General features: G+C 46.5%; 16 protein-coding genes. 5 read left to right on the forward strand and 11 right to left on the reverse strand.

Features of this window, described 5'->3' with window-relative positions:
* Positions 1–51: 51 nt before the first annotated feature.
* On the reverse strand, positions 52–525 hold the full coding sequence (locus tag AC5O63_RS03855) for a PaaI family thioesterase (protein ID WP_494503981.1): 474 nt from the start codon (positions 523–525) through the stop codon (positions 52–54).
* A gap of 273 nt (positions 526–798) precedes the next feature.
* Here AC5O63_RS03855 and AC5O63_RS03860 point away from each other — a divergent pair, with 273 nt between their 5' ends.
* Complete coding sequence (locus tag AC5O63_RS03860) at positions 799–1,137, forward strand: thiamine-phosphate diphosphorylase (protein WP_494504563.1); 339 nt, start codon at positions 799–801, stop codon at positions 1,135–1,137.
* A 137-nt stretch (positions 1,138–1,274) separates the two neighbouring features.
* On the forward strand, positions 1,275–1,847 hold the full coding sequence (locus AC5O63_RS03865) for a hypothetical protein (protein WP_494503982.1): 573 nt from the start codon (positions 1,275–1,277) through the stop codon (positions 1,845–1,847).
* 343 nt (positions 1,848–2,190) lie between these two features.
* Here AC5O63_RS03865 and ulaA read toward each other — a convergent pair whose 3' ends face one another.
* Genes ulaA through AC5O63_RS03880 form a run of 3 tightly spaced genes read right to left on the reverse strand, consistent with a single transcriptional unit; the run spans position 2,191 to position 4,244 of the window.
* Positions 2,191–3,447, reverse strand: a complete 1,257-nt coding sequence (ulaA, locus tag AC5O63_RS03870; RefSeq protein ID WP_004744109.1) for a PTS ascorbate transporter subunit IIC — start codon at positions 3,445–3,447, stop codon at positions 2,191–2,193.
* A 9-nt stretch (positions 3,448–3,456) separates the two neighbouring features.
* On the reverse strand, positions 3,457–3,744 hold the full coding sequence (locus AC5O63_RS03875) for a PTS sugar transporter subunit IIB (RefSeq protein WP_494503983.1): 288 nt from the start codon (positions 3,742–3,744) through the stop codon (positions 3,457–3,459).
* Positions 3,745–3,800: 56 nt separating this feature from the next.
* Positions 3,801–4,244, reverse strand: coding sequence for a PTS sugar transporter subunit IIA (locus AC5O63_RS03880; protein WP_494503984.1), 444 nt, complete (start codon positions 4,242–4,244; stop codon positions 3,801–3,803).
* Positions 4,245–4,494: 250 nt separating this feature from the next.
* Between AC5O63_RS03880 and AC5O63_RS03885 the strand changes: the two genes are divergently transcribed.
* Complete coding sequence (locus tag AC5O63_RS03885; RefSeq protein WP_494503985.1) at positions 4,495–5,523, forward strand: LacI family DNA-binding transcriptional regulator; 1,029 nt, start codon at positions 4,495–4,497, stop codon at positions 5,521–5,523.
* A gap of 49 nt (positions 5,524–5,572) precedes the next feature.
* On the opposite strand, the gene AC5O63_RS03890 is transcribed toward AC5O63_RS03885, so the two are convergent.
* Complete coding sequence (locus AC5O63_RS03890; protein WP_494503986.1) at positions 5,573–6,433, reverse strand: LysR family transcriptional regulator; 861 nt, start codon at positions 6,431–6,433, stop codon at positions 5,573–5,575.
* Between the two features lie 101 nt (positions 6,434–6,534).
* Here AC5O63_RS03890 and AC5O63_RS03895 point away from each other — a divergent pair, with 101 nt between their 5' ends.
* A complete protein-coding gene (locus AC5O63_RS03895; protein WP_494503987.1) occupies positions 6,535–7,146 on the forward strand; it encodes a LysE family translocator in 612 nt (203 codons plus the stop codon).
* 123 nt (positions 7,147–7,269) lie between these two features.
* On the opposite strand, the gene AC5O63_RS03900 is transcribed toward AC5O63_RS03895, so the two are convergent.
* Both AC5O63_RS03900 and AC5O63_RS03905 read right to left on the reverse strand, forming a co-directional pair.
* A complete protein-coding gene (locus AC5O63_RS03900; RefSeq protein WP_494503988.1) occupies positions 7,270–8,658 on the reverse strand; it encodes an MATE family efflux transporter in 1,389 nt (462 codons plus the stop codon).
* A 21-nt stretch (positions 8,659–8,679) separates the two neighbouring features.
* On the reverse strand, positions 8,680–9,201 hold the full coding sequence (locus AC5O63_RS03905; RefSeq protein WP_008073960.1) for an NADPH-dependent FMN reductase: 522 nt from the start codon (positions 9,199–9,201) through the stop codon (positions 8,680–8,682).
* Between the two features lie 114 nt (positions 9,202–9,315).
* Between AC5O63_RS03905 and AC5O63_RS03910 the strand changes: the two genes are divergently transcribed.
* Positions 9,316–10,215: a LysR family transcriptional regulator gene (locus AC5O63_RS03910; protein WP_494503989.1), complete on the forward strand. Its 900-nt coding sequence runs from the start codon at positions 9,316–9,318 to the stop codon at positions 10,213–10,215.
* 89 nt (positions 10,216–10,304) lie between these two features.
* Here the strand turns inward: AC5O63_RS03910 and AC5O63_RS03915 are convergent, their stop codons facing one another.
* The 4 genes from AC5O63_RS03915 to AC5O63_RS03930 all read right to left on the reverse strand — a co-directional run bounded on the left by AC5O63_RS03915 (position 10,305) and on the right by AC5O63_RS03930 (position 15,568).
* Positions 10,305–11,036 (reverse strand): DUF3726 domain-containing protein, encoded by a 732-nt coding sequence (locus AC5O63_RS03915; RefSeq protein ID WP_494503990.1) that lies wholly within the window; start codon positions 11,034–11,036, stop codon positions 10,305–10,307.
* The gene (locus AC5O63_RS03920; RefSeq protein ID WP_494503991.1) at positions 11,033–12,769 is read right to left on the reverse strand and encodes a hypothetical protein; all 1,737 of its coding nucleotides are present in this window, start codon (positions 12,767–12,769) and stop codon (positions 11,033–11,035) included. The genes AC5O63_RS03915 and AC5O63_RS03920 overlap by 4 nt, the downstream gene beginning before the upstream one ends.
* Before the next feature lie 95 nt (positions 12,770–12,864).
* Positions 12,865–14,469: a BCCT family transporter gene (locus AC5O63_RS03925; protein WP_494503992.1), complete on the reverse strand. Its 1,605-nt coding sequence runs from the start codon at positions 14,467–14,469 to the stop codon at positions 12,865–12,867.
* A gap of 103 nt (positions 14,470–14,572) precedes the next feature.
* On the reverse strand, positions 14,573–15,568 hold the full coding sequence (locus AC5O63_RS03930) for a membrane dipeptidase (RefSeq protein WP_494503993.1): 996 nt from the start codon (positions 15,566–15,568) through the stop codon (positions 14,573–14,575).
* Positions 15,569–15,573 lie beyond the last annotated feature (5 nt).

Here is a 15,573-nt window from a genome sequence, read left to right on the forward strand (position 1 = left end):
AAAACAGTGCAGAATTTGAGACTTTCACACGGAAGTCACTTGGCTCATTTCTCAGCCAGAAAACCACTCATTCGGCACCTTGACTGCAATCACCTCTGCTCGGCAACAAACGCTACCTTGAGAAAGAAGTTCACATTCAAGCACTATCTTCTTTTCGAATGCTTCAACAATTTTCGCTTTCAAAGTCACCGTAGAATCCATTACGACAGGTTTAAGAAACGAGATGTTTAAGTTGCCCGTGGCAAACCAAACAGGCTCCCCTTGCCCGACTTCCTGTCCATTCAGTTGATACCCCTTAGCGATAGCCATACAGACGCAATGACAATCAATGATGGTTGAAATAATGCCGCCATTGAGAAAATGAGTTGGTCCGGCGCAATGGTGTTTTTGAGGAACAAAGTCGCATCTTGCCTCGCTATCTGATTGCCAGTAACTCTTGATCTGTAAACCCAGCGGGTTCTCTGACCCGCATCCATAACAGTGGTTATTTGGGATCTGATCTTGTATCGCAATGGTTTTTGGCATGTTTCGCTCCTATTCAGAGTTTGCTTTCAGTGAATAAGTTAATATTTATCTTATAGTTATAGTCGACTTTGCTCGCGAAATAATGGAAAGCACGATTCTATATCTCAATCCTCAAAAATTTTTGTCGTCTAGATAAAATCACTCGTTTGATATCAATATCGCTCCTACCTACTATGCCCGCATCCGCAGATAACAGCTGCCCAACACAATTTACTGCATAACCTTTTTGGAGAAGTTATCGTGGAACGACTAAAAACTATAGACCCTGCGAAGATGGGGAAAGAGCGTCACAAACGTGAATATGACCTACGAGTTTTGAACTGCGTGAGTGAAGATGAATACCAGTCGCGTATGGCGATTTGGAATAACCTAATCACGCCTACGGCACCGATAGAAGAAGCAAAGAAGTTTGTCGATGCAGCTTTTAGCAAACTAGAGCAAGACCTCAAAGCATCAAGCAGTGAGTTGGTGCTTAACTACAACGAGTTTGTCACTCTAGCGAACGAAGAGATTAACTACATCAGAGTTCACGTTGCAGACAATCGCTCACAATACTTTTGGTACGCGACAATCGCGTTAACTATTTGTTTAACGGCGTCGCTGTTTTTCTAGTCTAAATCGAGACACCTTAGTTTCAACTGACCCTTTATCGTTAGATAGCCTAATGGTGAGGGTCTGATTAACTCACTCTTACCATTACGCTACCCAGAATGACACTATAATTAGTAGATGGTTATTGGGGGAGCGACATGAGCATATTTTCGTGCAATAAATGCGGTCGACTCGCCGACCCAAATAAGCTGATCCACAATGGCGGGCTGTGCCAGTCTTGTTACAATTTTTTATTCTCAACTGGCTTACATCCAGGTATTTGCCATTTACTTCGACTTGAAGTTGAAGCAGGTAATCAAATCAACAATTACATTACGATTGGATCTTTGGGCGGGAAATGGATTTCGGTGTCACTAAAATACGACTTCTCCCAGCATGATTTAAAACCTTTGGGCGAGTTAGTTTACTCTGAAGAGCCTAGCGGCGAGGACAAAACACGAAAGTATACTGGCGTCGAATATATTCCTATCGATAACACTCAAAAATTAAAAGTAATGAGTGAAGTTTACTATTCTCCTTCCGACCCATACTACTTACCTGGAGAGCCTGATTTGGCCTATTTCGGCAAAATGATTCTTGGTATCGTCCTTACTATTGTTGCTCTTATGGCTGCGTTAATTTCACTATTTCCTACTTTTTTTATGTTGCTTGGCAAGGCTGCAGCCCCTGTAATCTTTATAGCGTGGCTGTTAAAAATGAGGGGAAAGTGAAGTCTTTGCCGGGATCAAAGCAAACAGCAGATACACAATAGCGAAGCTCTCTAGCTGAGTGGTCAACGCTAGACCAAACTACGCCCCACCAGAAGCTACACGACTAACCAAAGCAACATTCTGTGTGACCTTGAAAACCAACTCAACACTTCGACAGAAAGCCAAGATATCGCGGCAAGAGATGGACTCAAGGTGACCCCCTATACCTTTGGATTCATGGGAGCACAAGGCGCATTTCATGACACATTGCCGACAATTGTGCGACTGACTGAGAAATAGTGATCCATCACCAATAACAAAAAAAGCCTCCAGTTGGAGGCTTTTACGTATCTAGTGATTGATATTAGCGAACAATCAAACCAAGCAGGATACCGACAGCACCGAAGTCTGCGTCACTGAAAGTTGTGTTAGCAAAACCTAGGTCGCCCAACACTGGCATTAAGAATACTGGTAGGAAGGTAATCAGTAGACCTTGAGCAAAAGCACCTAAGATTGCACCACGACGGCCACCTGTTGCGTTACCAAATACACCCGCTGCAGCACCAACGAAGAAGTGCGGTACCACACCTGGGATAATCACAGTTAAGCCCATCACGTAAAGTAGGAACATACCTAGCAAACCCGCAGCAAAACTGGATAAGAAACCAACTAGTACTGCATTTGGCGCGTATGGGAATACCACAGGACAATCTAGAGCCGGTTTAGCGTTTGGCACAAGCTTGTCTGAAATACCCTTAAATGCAGGAACGATTTCAGCGATAACCATACGAACACCTTGCAGGATAACGTAAACACCACCAGCAAAGGTAATCGACTGCATCAGGGCAAACATAAACCAGTGCTTGCCACCACTTACTTCGCGAACAAAGTCACCGCCAGCGAAGATACAGGTCACCATAAAGATAATGCCCATAGTGAAAGAGATAGCGACTGGCGTATCACGTAAGAACAACAAGCTCTTTGGTACGTTCATCTCTTCTGTGGAGTGCTCTTTATTACCAAACTTGCTGCCAATGAAGCCCGCTAGCACGTAGGAGAGTGTCGAGAAGTGACCAATAGCCACATCATCAGAACCTGTCACTTGCTTCATGTAACGGTGCGCGATGGCTGGGAAAAACACCATCACTGAGCCAACAACCAAAGAACCTAGTGCAATAAGAGGTACACCACTCATTCCACTTGAAGAGAGGATCGCCGCCACCATCATCGACATAAATAACGTGTGATGACCTGTCAGGAAGATAAATTTCCATGGTGTTAGACGAGCGATCAAAATGTTCACCAGCATCGCAAAGAACATGATCATCGCCATCTCTTTACCAAATGCTTCTTGAGCAATTGACACAATCGCTTCGTTGTTTGGTACCACACCCGTAATGCCAAACGCTTGTTGGAAGATAGTCGCAAAGTCACCTAGAGAGGTAACAACTAAGCCAGCACCGGCGCCCAAGATGATAAAACCGAGAATGGTTTTTACTGTGCCTTTAATGCATTCAGTCACCGGCTTTTTCTGAGCAATTAGGCCGATAAGAGCGATAAGACCGACCAAAACAGCAGGTTCTGATAGGACATCGTTCATTAAGAAACTAAAGAATTCCATAATGGCCCCCTATAGTGCGCCAAGTTCTTGTAAAGCCGAAGATAAACGCTCTTTCATTGCAACTTTATCAACCATGTTATCTAGGCTAACGATCTTCGGTTCAACATCGAGTGCTTTCAGTTGGTCAGTAATATCGTTCGTACCAATAAAGATGTCACAATCTGTGCCTTTTGCACTGCCTAAATCAATGTGATCAACCGCTGCATTAATCTCAAGCTCTTTGACGATGCCCTTGATGCTCATTTCCATCATTAGGCTCGTGCCAAGACCGTGTCCACAAACAACCATAATTTTCATATTTCAGTACCTTTTTATTCTTGATATCTATAGGGGTGATAGTCAGGAGTTATGTTTTAGTAATTCTTGATGACAGCTAAAACGTCATCGACAGATTGAGCGTTGCAGATTTGCTCTACATGCTCTTCATTCATAAACAGCTCAGCCAGTTTTGAAATAGCACCGACATGGCTATCGCTATCCGTTGCCGCTAGCGTCACTAACATCTTCACAGGGTCATTACCTTCAGAGTCAAAGTTAACGCCGTTTTGAATCACAGTGATCGCAAGTGATAAACGATTAACCCCATCTTCTGGTCTTGCATGCGGCATCGCCATACCAGGGCCAACGACATAGTAAGGGCCTAGCTCTTGATGCGAGCGAAAAATCGCCTCTACGTAGCTTGGCTCAACAGCGCCATTATCAAGCAATGCCTGACACGATTTTTGAACAGCTTCTTTCCAGTCACTGGCTTCAGCATGGACTCGAATCACATCAGAGGTAATCAGTTCACTTAGCATTGGATCTTTCCGATTTGTTGTTTTGATGGCGCTACTCTAACGATGATCCTTTTGGAAAAACCGGATGATGATCACAAATGATAGCGCTATCTGGTAGCGCTATCATAAATTGTGATAGCGCTACCATTTATTAATCTTAATGCGGTTTCATATGCTTGTGATCACCATCTAATGCGCTAATATCATTTCAACCCAAGGGCTGTGATAAGATGTCGCGGCGAATTAATAGATAAAAAAACGAAAATAAAAAATGAGCGAACCGCGAAAACGCAGAAGCACTGGAAAAGTCACACTTGCCGATGTAGCCAAAAAGGCCGGTGTGGGTTCAATGACCGTTTCGCGAGCATTAAGAACGCCAGATTTGGTGTCTGATAAACTGCGAGAAAAGATTCAGCAAGTCGTTGATGAGCTAGGTTATATTCCCAATAAAGCGGCGGGTGCATTAGCCTCAGCTGAAAGCTATTCCATTGCTTTGATCCTGCCTTCATTGATCGATAAATCTTGTGCCTTGTTCCTACCTAGCTTCCAGCAAACCCTAAACAAAGCCGGTTACCAACTGATTCTCGGCTACAGCGACTACTCGGTAGATCAAGAAGAAAAACTGCTTTCAACCTTTCTCGAAAGTCGCCCTGCGGGCGTCGTACTGTTTGGTGGCGAACACAGCAAACGCACCCATCAGTTGTTGGAGGCAGCAAATACGCCAGTACTTGAGATCGCCGAACTTACCTCTACCGCCCAATATCTGAATATTGGTGTGGATCATTTCGACATCGGGAAGTCCTGTACCAAGCATATTATCGAGCAAGGTTTTAACAATGTTGGCTTTATTGGTGCACGTGGTGAGCATTCAACTCTCCAGCGCAAACTCCATGGTTGGCAAAGCGCGATGATAGAGAACTATCTAACACCAGATCACTTTCTAACCACGCACGAAGCCCCTTCTTCACAACTCGGAGCCGAAGGTTTGGCTAAGCTACTGCTGCGCGATTCCACTCTCAATGCGTTGGTATGTAGTCATGAAGAGATTGCCATCGGCGCATTATTTGAATGCCACCGTAGAGTACTCAAGGTTCCAACCGATATTGCGATCATCTGTTTAGAGGGATCGTCAATGGCAGAGCATGCCTACCCGAGCCTAACCAGTGCAGAAGTCGACTACGAGCGAATGGGAACCAAAGCCGCAGAAAAACTGCTCCACCAGATCAAAGGCGACCGAGTAGAAGCCGTAACAGATATCGGCTTTAAGCTGACGCGCAGGGCTAGTACTGCGATCAACTAATTAGGTAGTTTGTTCAGTCAATATCGGACTTTATAAGCGGTTCAACGACCTAAGGTTTACATTGTTTAAAGGATTCCAGTAGCCATAGTCGAAACTGCTCTTCCAATTTTGTGGCTGGCTGATTTTTGCTGAGTAAGATATAGCTATGCCCCGACGGGATAAAACCAAACGGGGCGATGAGATTACCACGTTGCAGGTCGTCAACAACCAAGGGGTAAGAGCCTATCGTTGCCCCTAGCCCATCAACACTAGCTTGAAGTGAGAAGTAAAAATGAGCAAAAGTCTGTTGCTCATTGGCTAGCAGTTTCGGTTTGTTGAGCTCATTGCACCAATTTTCCCAAGCCAATGGACGTGTCTGACTGTGCAGCAGTTTCATGGCACTCAAATCCCGTTCTACTTGTTGCCAGTACTCAGGTGACATCACAGGTCCAACCCACTCTTCAATTAAAGGAGTTTGCTGATAGTCATGGGGAATAGCAAAGTCATCTCGTCGTATCGCCATGGATAATCCAGATCGCTCCAGATTTATCGCTCCACCTGCGGTTGATAAGCGCACATCCGTAGCGAAGTCGTCGTTAAACGTAGACAATCTAGGCATTAACCAACGCATGGTTAGTGTCGGCTCACAAGAGACTTCTAGTACGTTTTGATTGTGTGTTTCTAACTTAGCCACACCCGTTTCAAGCGCTTGAAAAGCCTGCTCTGTGTAGGTTTTCAGCAGCTCACCTTGCTGACTCAAACGGACATTTCTTCCTTGCTTCACAAACAAGGTCTGGTCGAGATAGTTTTCCAGCACTTTAATCTGCTTGCTGACTGCACCGTGCGTAATGTTCAGTTGCTCTGCAGCCTCGCTGTAGTTTGAGCACTGCGCTGCAACATGAAAAACATGAAAGGATTTAAGATGCCTCATTGGTGAACTTTTCTCACATAAAACTAGAATTCATTTCGATTATAGGCACAACCAGATTTACCTACAATGCCAGCCACAATCCAATCAAACTGGGAATAAATATGGAGTTAGTAAGTTTAGCGCTATTGGGCATCTTAATCGTGATTAGCCCGGGAGCTGATTTTGTTCTGGTACTTAGAAACAGCCTTAATCATGGCCGTAAAGCGGGTGTTATGAGTGCACTGGGAATCAGTCTTGCCATCGGTGTTCATATTGCTTACTCGATGCTCGGTATTAGTTACCTAACCTCACAAAATGAATGGTTGTTTAATCTGGTGCGCTACCTAGGTGCAGGATACTTAATTTACTTAGGATTAAAGGGGCTGTTCGCGCGCTCCTCAGCGCCAGCTAATGCAATCGAGCCGAGTGCGACCAAGTCTGCTTGGCGCTATTTAGGTGAAGGCTTTCTTTGTAATGTGCTTAATCCTAAAACCATGCTGTTTTTCTTGAGTATTTTCAGTCAGGTAATGACCAACGACGCATCAAGTAACAACAATGCCCTTATCTATGGTGGCTATATGATGCTTCTACACGGCCTGTGGTTTGTACTAGTCGCACTACTCTTCTCCTCTAACAAGCTGCAAACCATACTGAGTAAAGCCAAGCATCGACTTAATCAATTGTGTGGAGCGGGACTTTTGTTATTCGGTTTGGCACTGGGGCTTAAGGAGTAATGAGCTAAAAGTTTTGCGTTGTCTACATGCCCCAAGTAGGTTGCCTGGGGCACCTTAATGATAGGCGACCTAGAGCCAAGATGGTGGTGCTCCACGCCCCAAAAGCCAACGCGTGTTAGCAGGTTACGTCAGGCGAAACAAGCTTTTCACATCGTACCAATAGTCGAGCATTGGCGTGTGACTACTCAAAGTCGATTGTTGGTGTTCGAGCCATTGGTAAAGAAGACGTCGCGCATACAGCGCTCCGAGAATATTCGCCAAGCTAATTGCCAGCCAGATGTACTCACTACCAAACTGGGCACCGAGAAAAGCGAGAGGAATCGTCAACCCAAGAGATTTCACCAAAGTCAGTTTGAGCGACACCTTAGCTTGCTGAACACCATTAAGGAATGCACTGGTAATGAGCACCAAACCGTAAGCCGGAAAAGAGACACCAACCCAAATTAAGTACCAGCGGCCATGAGCAATGGTGTCATTGTCGGTGGTAAACAGAGCCATTATCGAATCGATAGATAAAACCAGTATCGCAAAAACTAATATCGCCCAATAGATGGTCATTCTGCCGGAGTAAGCGATCACTTGATCCAATCTTTGCTTTTCTTGAGCGCCGTAATTTTGAGCAACAAATGGCGTTAGAATCACGCTAAGGGAAAGTATTCCGGTCAACAATAAAGATTCAATTCGAGTCGCAATGCCGTAAGCGGCGATCGCACTGTCACCATATTGTGCAACCAAACTGGTTATCACCGCGATAGCGACAGGATTTAAAATCTGAGCAGCAATTGCAGGCGTTGAGATGGTCAGGATCTCCTTAGCTTGGGCAACGATATTGAACATGGAACGCAGTGAGAGCAGAGCGTGCTTGTGCAATAACGCGAGCATCAGCACTAAGATCACCAGCCATGAGATCAAGGTTGCTAGCGCCGCCCCCATCAAACCGAGTTCAGGGAAAGGCCCCTTACCAAAGATAAGCAAGTAGTCAAAGACCACATTGGTCACGCCACCTAGTGCCATCACCAATGTGGTCTGAATCATAATGCCTTTTGCCATCAAGGCTGAGTTAGCGATAAGCCCACCGACTAGCAAAAACATGCCTAGATAAAGCGGCCCCATGTATTGGCCAATCAGTTCAATGGTAGTCGCATTCGCCCCCAACAAAGCAAACGTACTAGGCATTAGCGCATAACCCGCAAGACCAAGCAGACATGTTACGCCACTAAACAAGAGGACGGAGAAGGTCGTCAGCGATTGAGCTTTACGCTGATTATCTTCACCGAGCGCTTTTCCCACCGTTGCAGAGACGCCCGAAGCAATGCCCATAAACAGGCTGACAACAAGAATATAAACCGGATAGGCAAAACTCATCGCCGCCAGAGGTTGGGTTCCTAGCTGGCCGACAAAGTAACTGTCGACCAGTTGGAAAAGAAACGTCATTAACATGCCAAAGGCTGCAGGCGCAGCCATTGAAAGCAATGCCGACTTGACGGGTTTGGTGAGTAGAGGTTGAGACATGACCAGTACCAAGCCGATTAACTATAGGGTTTCAACGATATCGAGTAACTGCTGGTTAAACGTTTCGTCCGTCACGGCCCCTTTTTCTAAGTCAAAGTTGTCGTAGAAGCTAGCTAACGACAACGCACCTTTCACGTCAGCTGCAAAGTAGGGTGCAGAGCCTTGAGCCGCGCCTAGTACACTGCTCGCTCCACCAGGGCCAGGAGACGTCGCTAGCATAATGACCGATTTATTCTGGAACACTTTCATATCAATGCGCGAAGTCCAGTCGAATAGGTTTTTGTATGCTGCCGTGTAAGAGCCGTTATGTTCAGCAAAAGAAATGACCACCACATCTGCTTCACCAATCGCTTTAAAGAACTGCTGTGCTTGTTGCGGTGAGCCGAGCTCTTTTTCTCTGTCCTCACTAAAGATAGGCATTTCAAAGTCATTGATATCAATCAGTGACACCTCTCCACCTTTGATCTGTTTTGCCGCGTATAACGCCAGTTGTTGGTTAATTGAGTTCTTGCTGTTGCTTGCGCCAAATGCCAGTACTTTCATGTTCAAATCCTCGTTTATCTTTGCGTTAAGTTCACTATAGTTTGATTCCTTTAGTTGATTAATAGGGTAATTGTGTAATTATTATTTCCATATGACTCTTAATAGACACAGCAGATGAAGACAAAGCTATTAGATGGCATGGTGACTTTTGTCCATGTAGTGGACAGCGGAAGCTTTACCCATGCCGCTCAAATCACGGGTCATTCGACCTCCTATATCAGTAAAGAGATGTCTAAGCTAGAAGAGCGCCTCGGTGTTCGACTACTGCACCGTACAACGCGAACTCTAAGCCTGACTCCCGAAGGTGAGCTGTATTACGAAAGCTGCAAACAACTGGTGGAAAGCGCTCAAGAAATTGAAAATGCACTGGGTGGTAAACAAAGTGAGCCTCAAGGCCACCTGCGAATCAGTTGCCCGGTCAGCTTTGGTGTGGTGGAACTCAGCCCTATGCTGGCTAAGTTTATGAGCCTATACCCCAAGGTGACCTTTGAAGTGGATTTAAGTGATCGTAGAGTGGACCTAGTGGCAGAAGGTATCGACATTGCCGTTCGCGCAGTGCATAAAGCAGCCGATTCCAGCTTGATCAGCCGACGAATTAAAACCGCCCAAGCGGTGACGGTTGCTGCGCCAAGCTATCTACGCAAATACGGCACACCAAAGCACCCTTCCGAGCTAAACCAACATAAAGCCATTACCTATAGCTACCAAAAGAACCCCAATTTATGGGAATACAACAGCAATGATGGCGAAATGATCAAAGTTGAGGTGGACAGCGTCTTTGCCGCCAATAGCCCAGAAATGGAAATGAGCATGTGTTTAGAGGGGATTGGTATTACTCGCCTACCAGAAGAGCACACCAGAGAGGCGATTGCGACAGGCAGGTTAGTCGAATTATTTAGCGACCTACCTAAGCACAAAATCGATCTGTGCCTTGTTTATCCAAGCCGCAAACATATGTCTGCCAAGGTTAGAGCCTTTATCGACTTTATGGCTGAACACCTGGCAGCAAGCTAGAGCCTAAATCACGCTTCAGCTGCCAGAGCCATAAAAAATCCCCAAGAGCTTTGCTTGGGGATTTACGTTATTGGTAGGTCCTAATTGGCTCAAGCTAACTCGCCAGCACCTTGAACTGAACGGGCACTGTTTTCAACCAAGAACACCGTGGCCGCTTGTTTTAATGTCTCCCACTCAGCATCTTCAACGAAGATACCTTCTTGCCATGATGCTTGTTGAGAGCGGCTTAACTCTGCACTATCAACATGGATAGAGTAACCTTTCGCACTTTGGTTAACATCAAAGTCGCTAACCGATAGCTCAATCAGCATTGAATGTACGTCATCGTCACCATTTACAAGGCTTTCGGAAAAATACACCTCCGGTGCGATGCAACCACGGTTCAGTACATACAAGGCACGTTGAGGGCTGCTACCATTGACCCATTGCGCACGACAGGCGATGCCTTTTGCGGCCAAGCGAACCAGCTCACTGTAGGCTAACCAGCGATTATGGCACTGCTTTAGCGTGATTGAGATGGTTTTCTTATCCACCATTTTCTCTAAGGCAAAATCGAGTACCGCAGGCAACTGACACGCGATACTGCTGTTATGAAAATCAACCTCGAAACTCGATTCGCTTTGATTGGAGATCGATACGGCGCAGTCTGAGTCTAAGCTGAGAAACTGACTGGCATTGTTAAAATGCCTCACGCCACTAAGCCCCACCATCTGCAAATCCGCTACCATATTGGCGATGACATCCGCTTCACCACAATGACGACGCATACCTAAAAATGCCTTGTTCACAGCGGCAACTAATTCATTGTGTGAAACGATCATGATGCCAATCCTCCATTGATCTTTTGTGGCTCTGTACAGGTAATCTCGTGGCTACTTGGCATGGTCGGAAAAATCCATGTGTCACTATATTCTGGGTCACGGATTTCATCTAACAATGGCGCTCCTTGGAAGAAAGTCACTCGTACCCAGCGATCAGATCGCGGGTCAAATTTGGTTGCGCCGAATATTGCCAGCTTGCAGCGTAGCAGGTGCATTGGTAGCGCATCTTGACGTAACACGTTCATCTGGATGTCTCCCATAACGCGATTACCTAAAGTCCAGACCCGTCGGGTGATAGCACGATATTGAGGGCACTGGAGGAGAAACTCCGCCACGCTCGTCTCAGCAGAGTAGTCATCAAGCGCATGGAACAACTGATTGGCCTGACGACCAATATCAAGTGGCAGTTCACGATCTTCCCCCGCTTCTTCACCGCGGACACCGAGTCTTGGTTCTTCTTTGTCTTGAGAGCGATACCAGAACCAGTATTTGTTTTCTGCCAGCGAGTAATCCGCTTCGACAGCCCACTGATATTTATCGCTGAGTAACTGGCGCAGCTGTTGGACGGTTTTACCACTTGGAATCGATAGTGCTTCGCTGGTGTTCATTTGGTTTTCAAACTGATCAACCACACTCGGATAGAGCTCAAGCAGGCAAGAGGTAAGGATTTCTTGGGCTTCCAAACTCATGCTTTCAGTCTGCTTAACAACATCACACCAGTGCGAATGCGCCGCGATAACTTGCGGCAGATGCTCTATAAGCTGGGCAATATCGGTGATAGCCAGCTGATTTAAACTATCTTGCTGCTCGTTAATAGTAATAACTTGTTCTAAATGGCACTTGGCCTTAACCAATAAATCTCGCAATTGCTCGTGCATCTGGCTGTCACACGGCAACGCCAATACTTGCCCAATCGCACGTTCTCTTGACGTCATCCACTGATCAACGATACACGGATGATTGATTAGATAAGGCGCCATACCTAAGCCCGTTGCATTACCCACACCTAAATAGCGCTGCAAGCCTTTGTGTAGCAAGATAGCCTTGTCGCCACCTTTCTGCTCTGCAAGATAATGCACCCAATCTAGGCTAAACTCACGCAGCATGTACACGGCACACATTTGCGCGCTAAAGGACTGATTAAAATCAGGGTTCGTTTCAAGCAGCTTAAAATCGGCAATGCCAAATTTACCATTGCCATACACCGCCGTAGTACGCAGTATGTAACCAACCTCTGCCAACTCGTCAGGCTGTGGCTGCTGACCTTTGGCTAAAGCGCCGACAATATGCTCAAATACTCGCACGCTCTTGTTTGCACGCGCCAACACAAGCACCTTGTTAGGATTTCGACCTGCTTCTTGCAGAGGTACATTAGCACGCAGCTGCTCTAACAGTTCGACATCGACATCGCCATCAACCAAAGCGAATGTGACATCCCACTTTTCCGCAATGACACGATCATTACGCTCTTCGTCGGCAATCTCATCGCAAAAGACGACTAAGTGATAAGTTTGTGTCGGAGTCGCCAGTTGGTAAATAACATGACCATAGCCCTGCGGACATAATTGCCACTCATGCTTGGTTACACGCCAGTTTTGTGTCGCCATTTTACGAGTCAAACTTCTCACAAAGCTGATTCGATTTTGGTGCATAGCGCCTAGCCTTTCCGGAGCCATGACGAGGGCTGCATTGCGCAGCTGGGTTTCAGTGTAATTAGAACGATGTGCATCCATTTTGCTCACCACCTATTTTTTATTGTAAGAATAATAGGAGTTTGCGTGGGCGTAGGGTACAGCCTACGCAAACTCATCGGTATCGGATTAATAAATTAAAGCCCTTGCTCCTTGGCCATCTTCATTGCGATCTGAGGTGCATTCCACAGCGAAGGCAGCAGTATCAGAGAAACAGGCACGGCCGTAATAACAATGAAAGATTGCAGTGCTGAGATACCTCCGGAGCCCAGTGAGATGAGTATCAGCGCAGTGACCCCCATCGCAACGCCCCAGAAAGTACGAACGATAGCGTTAGGTTCCGTTTCACCACTGATCACAACACTGATGGTGTAAGTCATCGAGTCACCTGTCGTGACAATGAAAATCGTGGTCAAGATTAGGAACAAAATCGAGACAAGCATCGGCAGAGGCAGTTGCTGTGTAACGGCAAGCAATGCACCTGGTAAGTTGAAGCCTTCAAACGCCTTACTCACACTGCCCGGTTCTGCAATTTCAAACGCCAGACCTGAACCACCAACAATGGTGAACCAGAAACAGGTCGTCAGTGGCGCAATGATGCTAATTGTAGAAATGATCTGGCGAATGCTGCGTCCACGTGAGATTCGAGCAATGAAGATCGCCATCATTGGACCATAGCCTAGGAACCAGCCCCAGAAGAACACCGTCCACCAGCTCAACCAACCTTCATCTCCGCGGTAGGTCGCCATTGGGATGAAGTTATCAAGCATGCTACCGACACCTTGAATGTAACCATTGAAGATAAAGTCTGTTGGCCCAAACAGTAGGATGTAGATCATTAAGGCAATCGCTAGAATCACGTTGTAGCGGCTGAGCATTTGCATGCCTCGATTAAGACCACTCAACGCAGATAGGGTATACAGAGCAATCGCAAACAGAATGATAATAAGTTGCGTGGTAAAGCCATCAGGAATATCAAACAGGGCATTTAACGCGTAGCTAACCTGTAGGCCGAGGAAGCCAATTGGCCCAATGGTGCCGGCCGCCACAGCGATAATACAACACGCATCAATCAGTGCACCGGTATGGCCTTTAAGGGCACGCTCACCAATCACAGGGTAAAGCAAAATGCGTGGCTTTAGAGGTAGGCCTTTGTCGTAATGCAGGTGCATGACAACGATTGACGTTAAGCTGCCAACAATTGCCCACGCGAGGAAACCCCAGTGCATGAAAGATTGCGATAGTGCATTGACCGCGCCTTGCTGCAGATTTTCCTGCGCCCCATATAGTGGCGGTGGGCTCACGTAATGAGCGATAGGCTCTGCTGCTGCCCAGAATACGCCACCACCAGCAAGCAGAGTACAGAAGATGATCGCCATCCAGCGAAAACCATCCATCTCCGGTTTGGTCGAACCACCAAGAATCACCTTGCCTGTTCGCCCTGCAGCGAGACCAAGACCAATAAGAAAGGTGAGAAGAAGCAGTATTTGCCAGTAAGGTCCAAAGACCTGCACTGACCATGCAAAGCCAGCATTGACTAAGCTTGATAGCAGCTCACCATCATAGAGCGCGAGTGCAACAAAAAGTGCGATAAAACCGCCACTGTACCAAAAGGCTGGATTACTCAAACCCAGCTTATCTGGAGAGTTTTCGGTGGCAGGCGTAGTGTTGTGTTTTGCTTGTGGCTTACCCGATGGCACGTTCATAGGGTTCGCTTTCATGCTATTGGTTAAATCAGACATACTCTGACTCCAGACTGTTTTGCGGCAGCCGACGACTGGCAGCAAAAGTTAAATTAACACCTGCCTTATTATTGTTGTGTTGGCAGGCTGTTCCTTGTTTGGGTTACTGCTCTGAAATAGGCTCGAGTCCTTGTTTGAGGAAATTAAACCAGTTATCACCCAGTATTTGTCCCGCCTCAAATTCACTGAATCCTTGGCGCATTAATCCGTTGTAGATGTTCTCCATCCCCTTACTGCCACTAAACCAAGGCAGCGCATCTGGCCAACCAGAGTTACTGGCCGAGCCTTCGCCATAATCCATCGCTTTCGACCAGCGGCCATTGCGCATCCACTCCAGAACTTGTTGTGGTTGGTTAAGACACAAATCACTGCCAATGCCCAAGTGTTCGACGCCAAATAGGTCAGCCGTTTTCGCCACCATTTGGCAAAAATCATCCAACGCGCACTGGCTGCCATTTGGCAAATGGAAGGGGTACAAACTAAAACCAAGTAAGCCGCCACGTTGTGTAAGTGCTTTGAGCACGGTGTTGGATTTGTTTCGCAATGCATCATGAGCGAACGTCGGGTTAGCGTGGCTAATGCAGATCGGTCGTGAAGAGAGGTCGATGGCTTCTAACGTTGAGCGCTCTGCACTGTGAGACATATCGATGATCATGCCTACACGATTCATTTCTTCGATCGCTTGTTTACCAAAGCGAGTAACGCCTGAGTCATTCTGCTCATAGCAACCTGTCGCCAATAAGCTCTGGTTGTTGTAAGTCAGTTGCATGATGAGCAAACCTTGGCGACGCATCACTTCAATCAGACCAATTTCGTCATCAATAGGCGAACAATTCTGAGCACCGAAGAAGACGCCGACTTTACCCTGCTGTTTCGCCTTTTCCACATCTGCCATGGAATAAATCGGCATGATGAGGTCTGCGTTTTGCTCGAAGCGAAGGTTCCATTCGGCAAAGCGAGTTAGGGTCTCACGTGCATTTTCGTGATAGACGATAGTGGCATGAACAGCAGTGATGCCACTCGCCTTAAGGGTTTGGAAATACTCACGATCCCAATTGCAGTATTGCAATCCATCTATCACAATCCGTTGTTGGTACATAACCA

The organism is Vibrio sp. SCP2 (genome assembly GCF_059295395.1).

What these genes read in the sequence shown, in the direction of transcription:
- AC5O63_RS03930 (WP_494503993.1), bottom strand. Translation starts at nt 15,568, where the DNA reads ATGTACCAACAACGGATTGTGATAGATGGATTGCAATACTGCAATTGG.
- AC5O63_RS03900 (WP_494503988.1), bottom strand. Translation starts at nt 8,658, where the DNA reads ATGTCTCAACCTCTACTCACCAAACCCGTCAAGTCGGCATTGCTTTCA.
- AC5O63_RS03860 (WP_494504563.1), top strand. Translation starts at nt 799, where the DNA reads ATGGGGAAAGAGCGTCACAAACGTGAATATGACCTACGAGTTTTGAAC.
- AC5O63_RS03880 (WP_494503984.1), bottom strand. Translation starts at nt 4,244, where the DNA reads ATGCTAAGTGAACTGATTACCTCTGATGTGATTCGAGTCCATGCTGAA.
- AC5O63_RS03885 (WP_494503985.1), top strand. Translation starts at nt 4,495, where the DNA reads ATGAGCGAACCGCGAAAACGCAGAAGCACTGGAAAAGTCACACTTGCC.
- AC5O63_RS03915 (WP_494503990.1), bottom strand. Translation starts at nt 11,036, where the DNA reads ATGATCGTTTCACACAATGAATTAGTTGCCGCTGTGAACAAGGCATTT.
- AC5O63_RS03920 (WP_494503991.1), bottom strand. Translation starts at nt 12,769, where the DNA reads ATGGATGCACATCGTTCTAATTACACTGAAACCCAGCTGCGCAATGCA.
- AC5O63_RS03890 (WP_494503986.1), bottom strand. Translation starts at nt 6,433, where the DNA reads ATGAGGCATCTTAAATCCTTTCATGTTTTTCATGTTGCAGCGCAGTGC.
- AC5O63_RS03895 (WP_494503987.1), top strand. Translation starts at nt 6,535, where the DNA reads ATGGAGTTAGTAAGTTTAGCGCTATTGGGCATCTTAATCGTGATTAGC.
- AC5O63_RS03875 (WP_494503983.1), bottom strand. Translation starts at nt 3,744, where the DNA reads ATGAAAATTATGGTTGTTTGTGGACACGGTCTTGGCACGAGCCTAATG.
- AC5O63_RS03865 (WP_494503982.1), top strand. Translation starts at nt 1,275, where the DNA reads ATGAGCATATTTTCGTGCAATAAATGCGGTCGACTCGCCGACCCAAAT.
- AC5O63_RS03905 (WP_008073960.1), bottom strand. Translation starts at nt 9,201, where the DNA reads ATGAAAGTACTGGCATTTGGCGCAAGCAACAGCAAGAACTCAATTAAC.
- ulaA (WP_004744109.1), bottom strand. Translation starts at nt 3,447, where the DNA reads ATGGAATTCTTTAGTTTCTTAATGAACGATGTCCTATCAGAACCTGCT.
- AC5O63_RS03925 (WP_494503992.1), bottom strand. Translation starts at nt 14,469, where the DNA reads ATGTCTGATTTAACCAATAGCATGAAAGCGAACCCTATGAACGTGCCA.
- AC5O63_RS03910 (WP_494503989.1), top strand. Translation starts at nt 9,316, where the DNA reads ATGAAGACAAAGCTATTAGATGGCATGGTGACTTTTGTCCATGTAGTG.
- AC5O63_RS03855 (WP_494503981.1), bottom strand. Translation starts at nt 525, where the DNA reads ATGCCAAAAACCATTGCGATACAAGATCAGATCCCAAATAACCACTGT.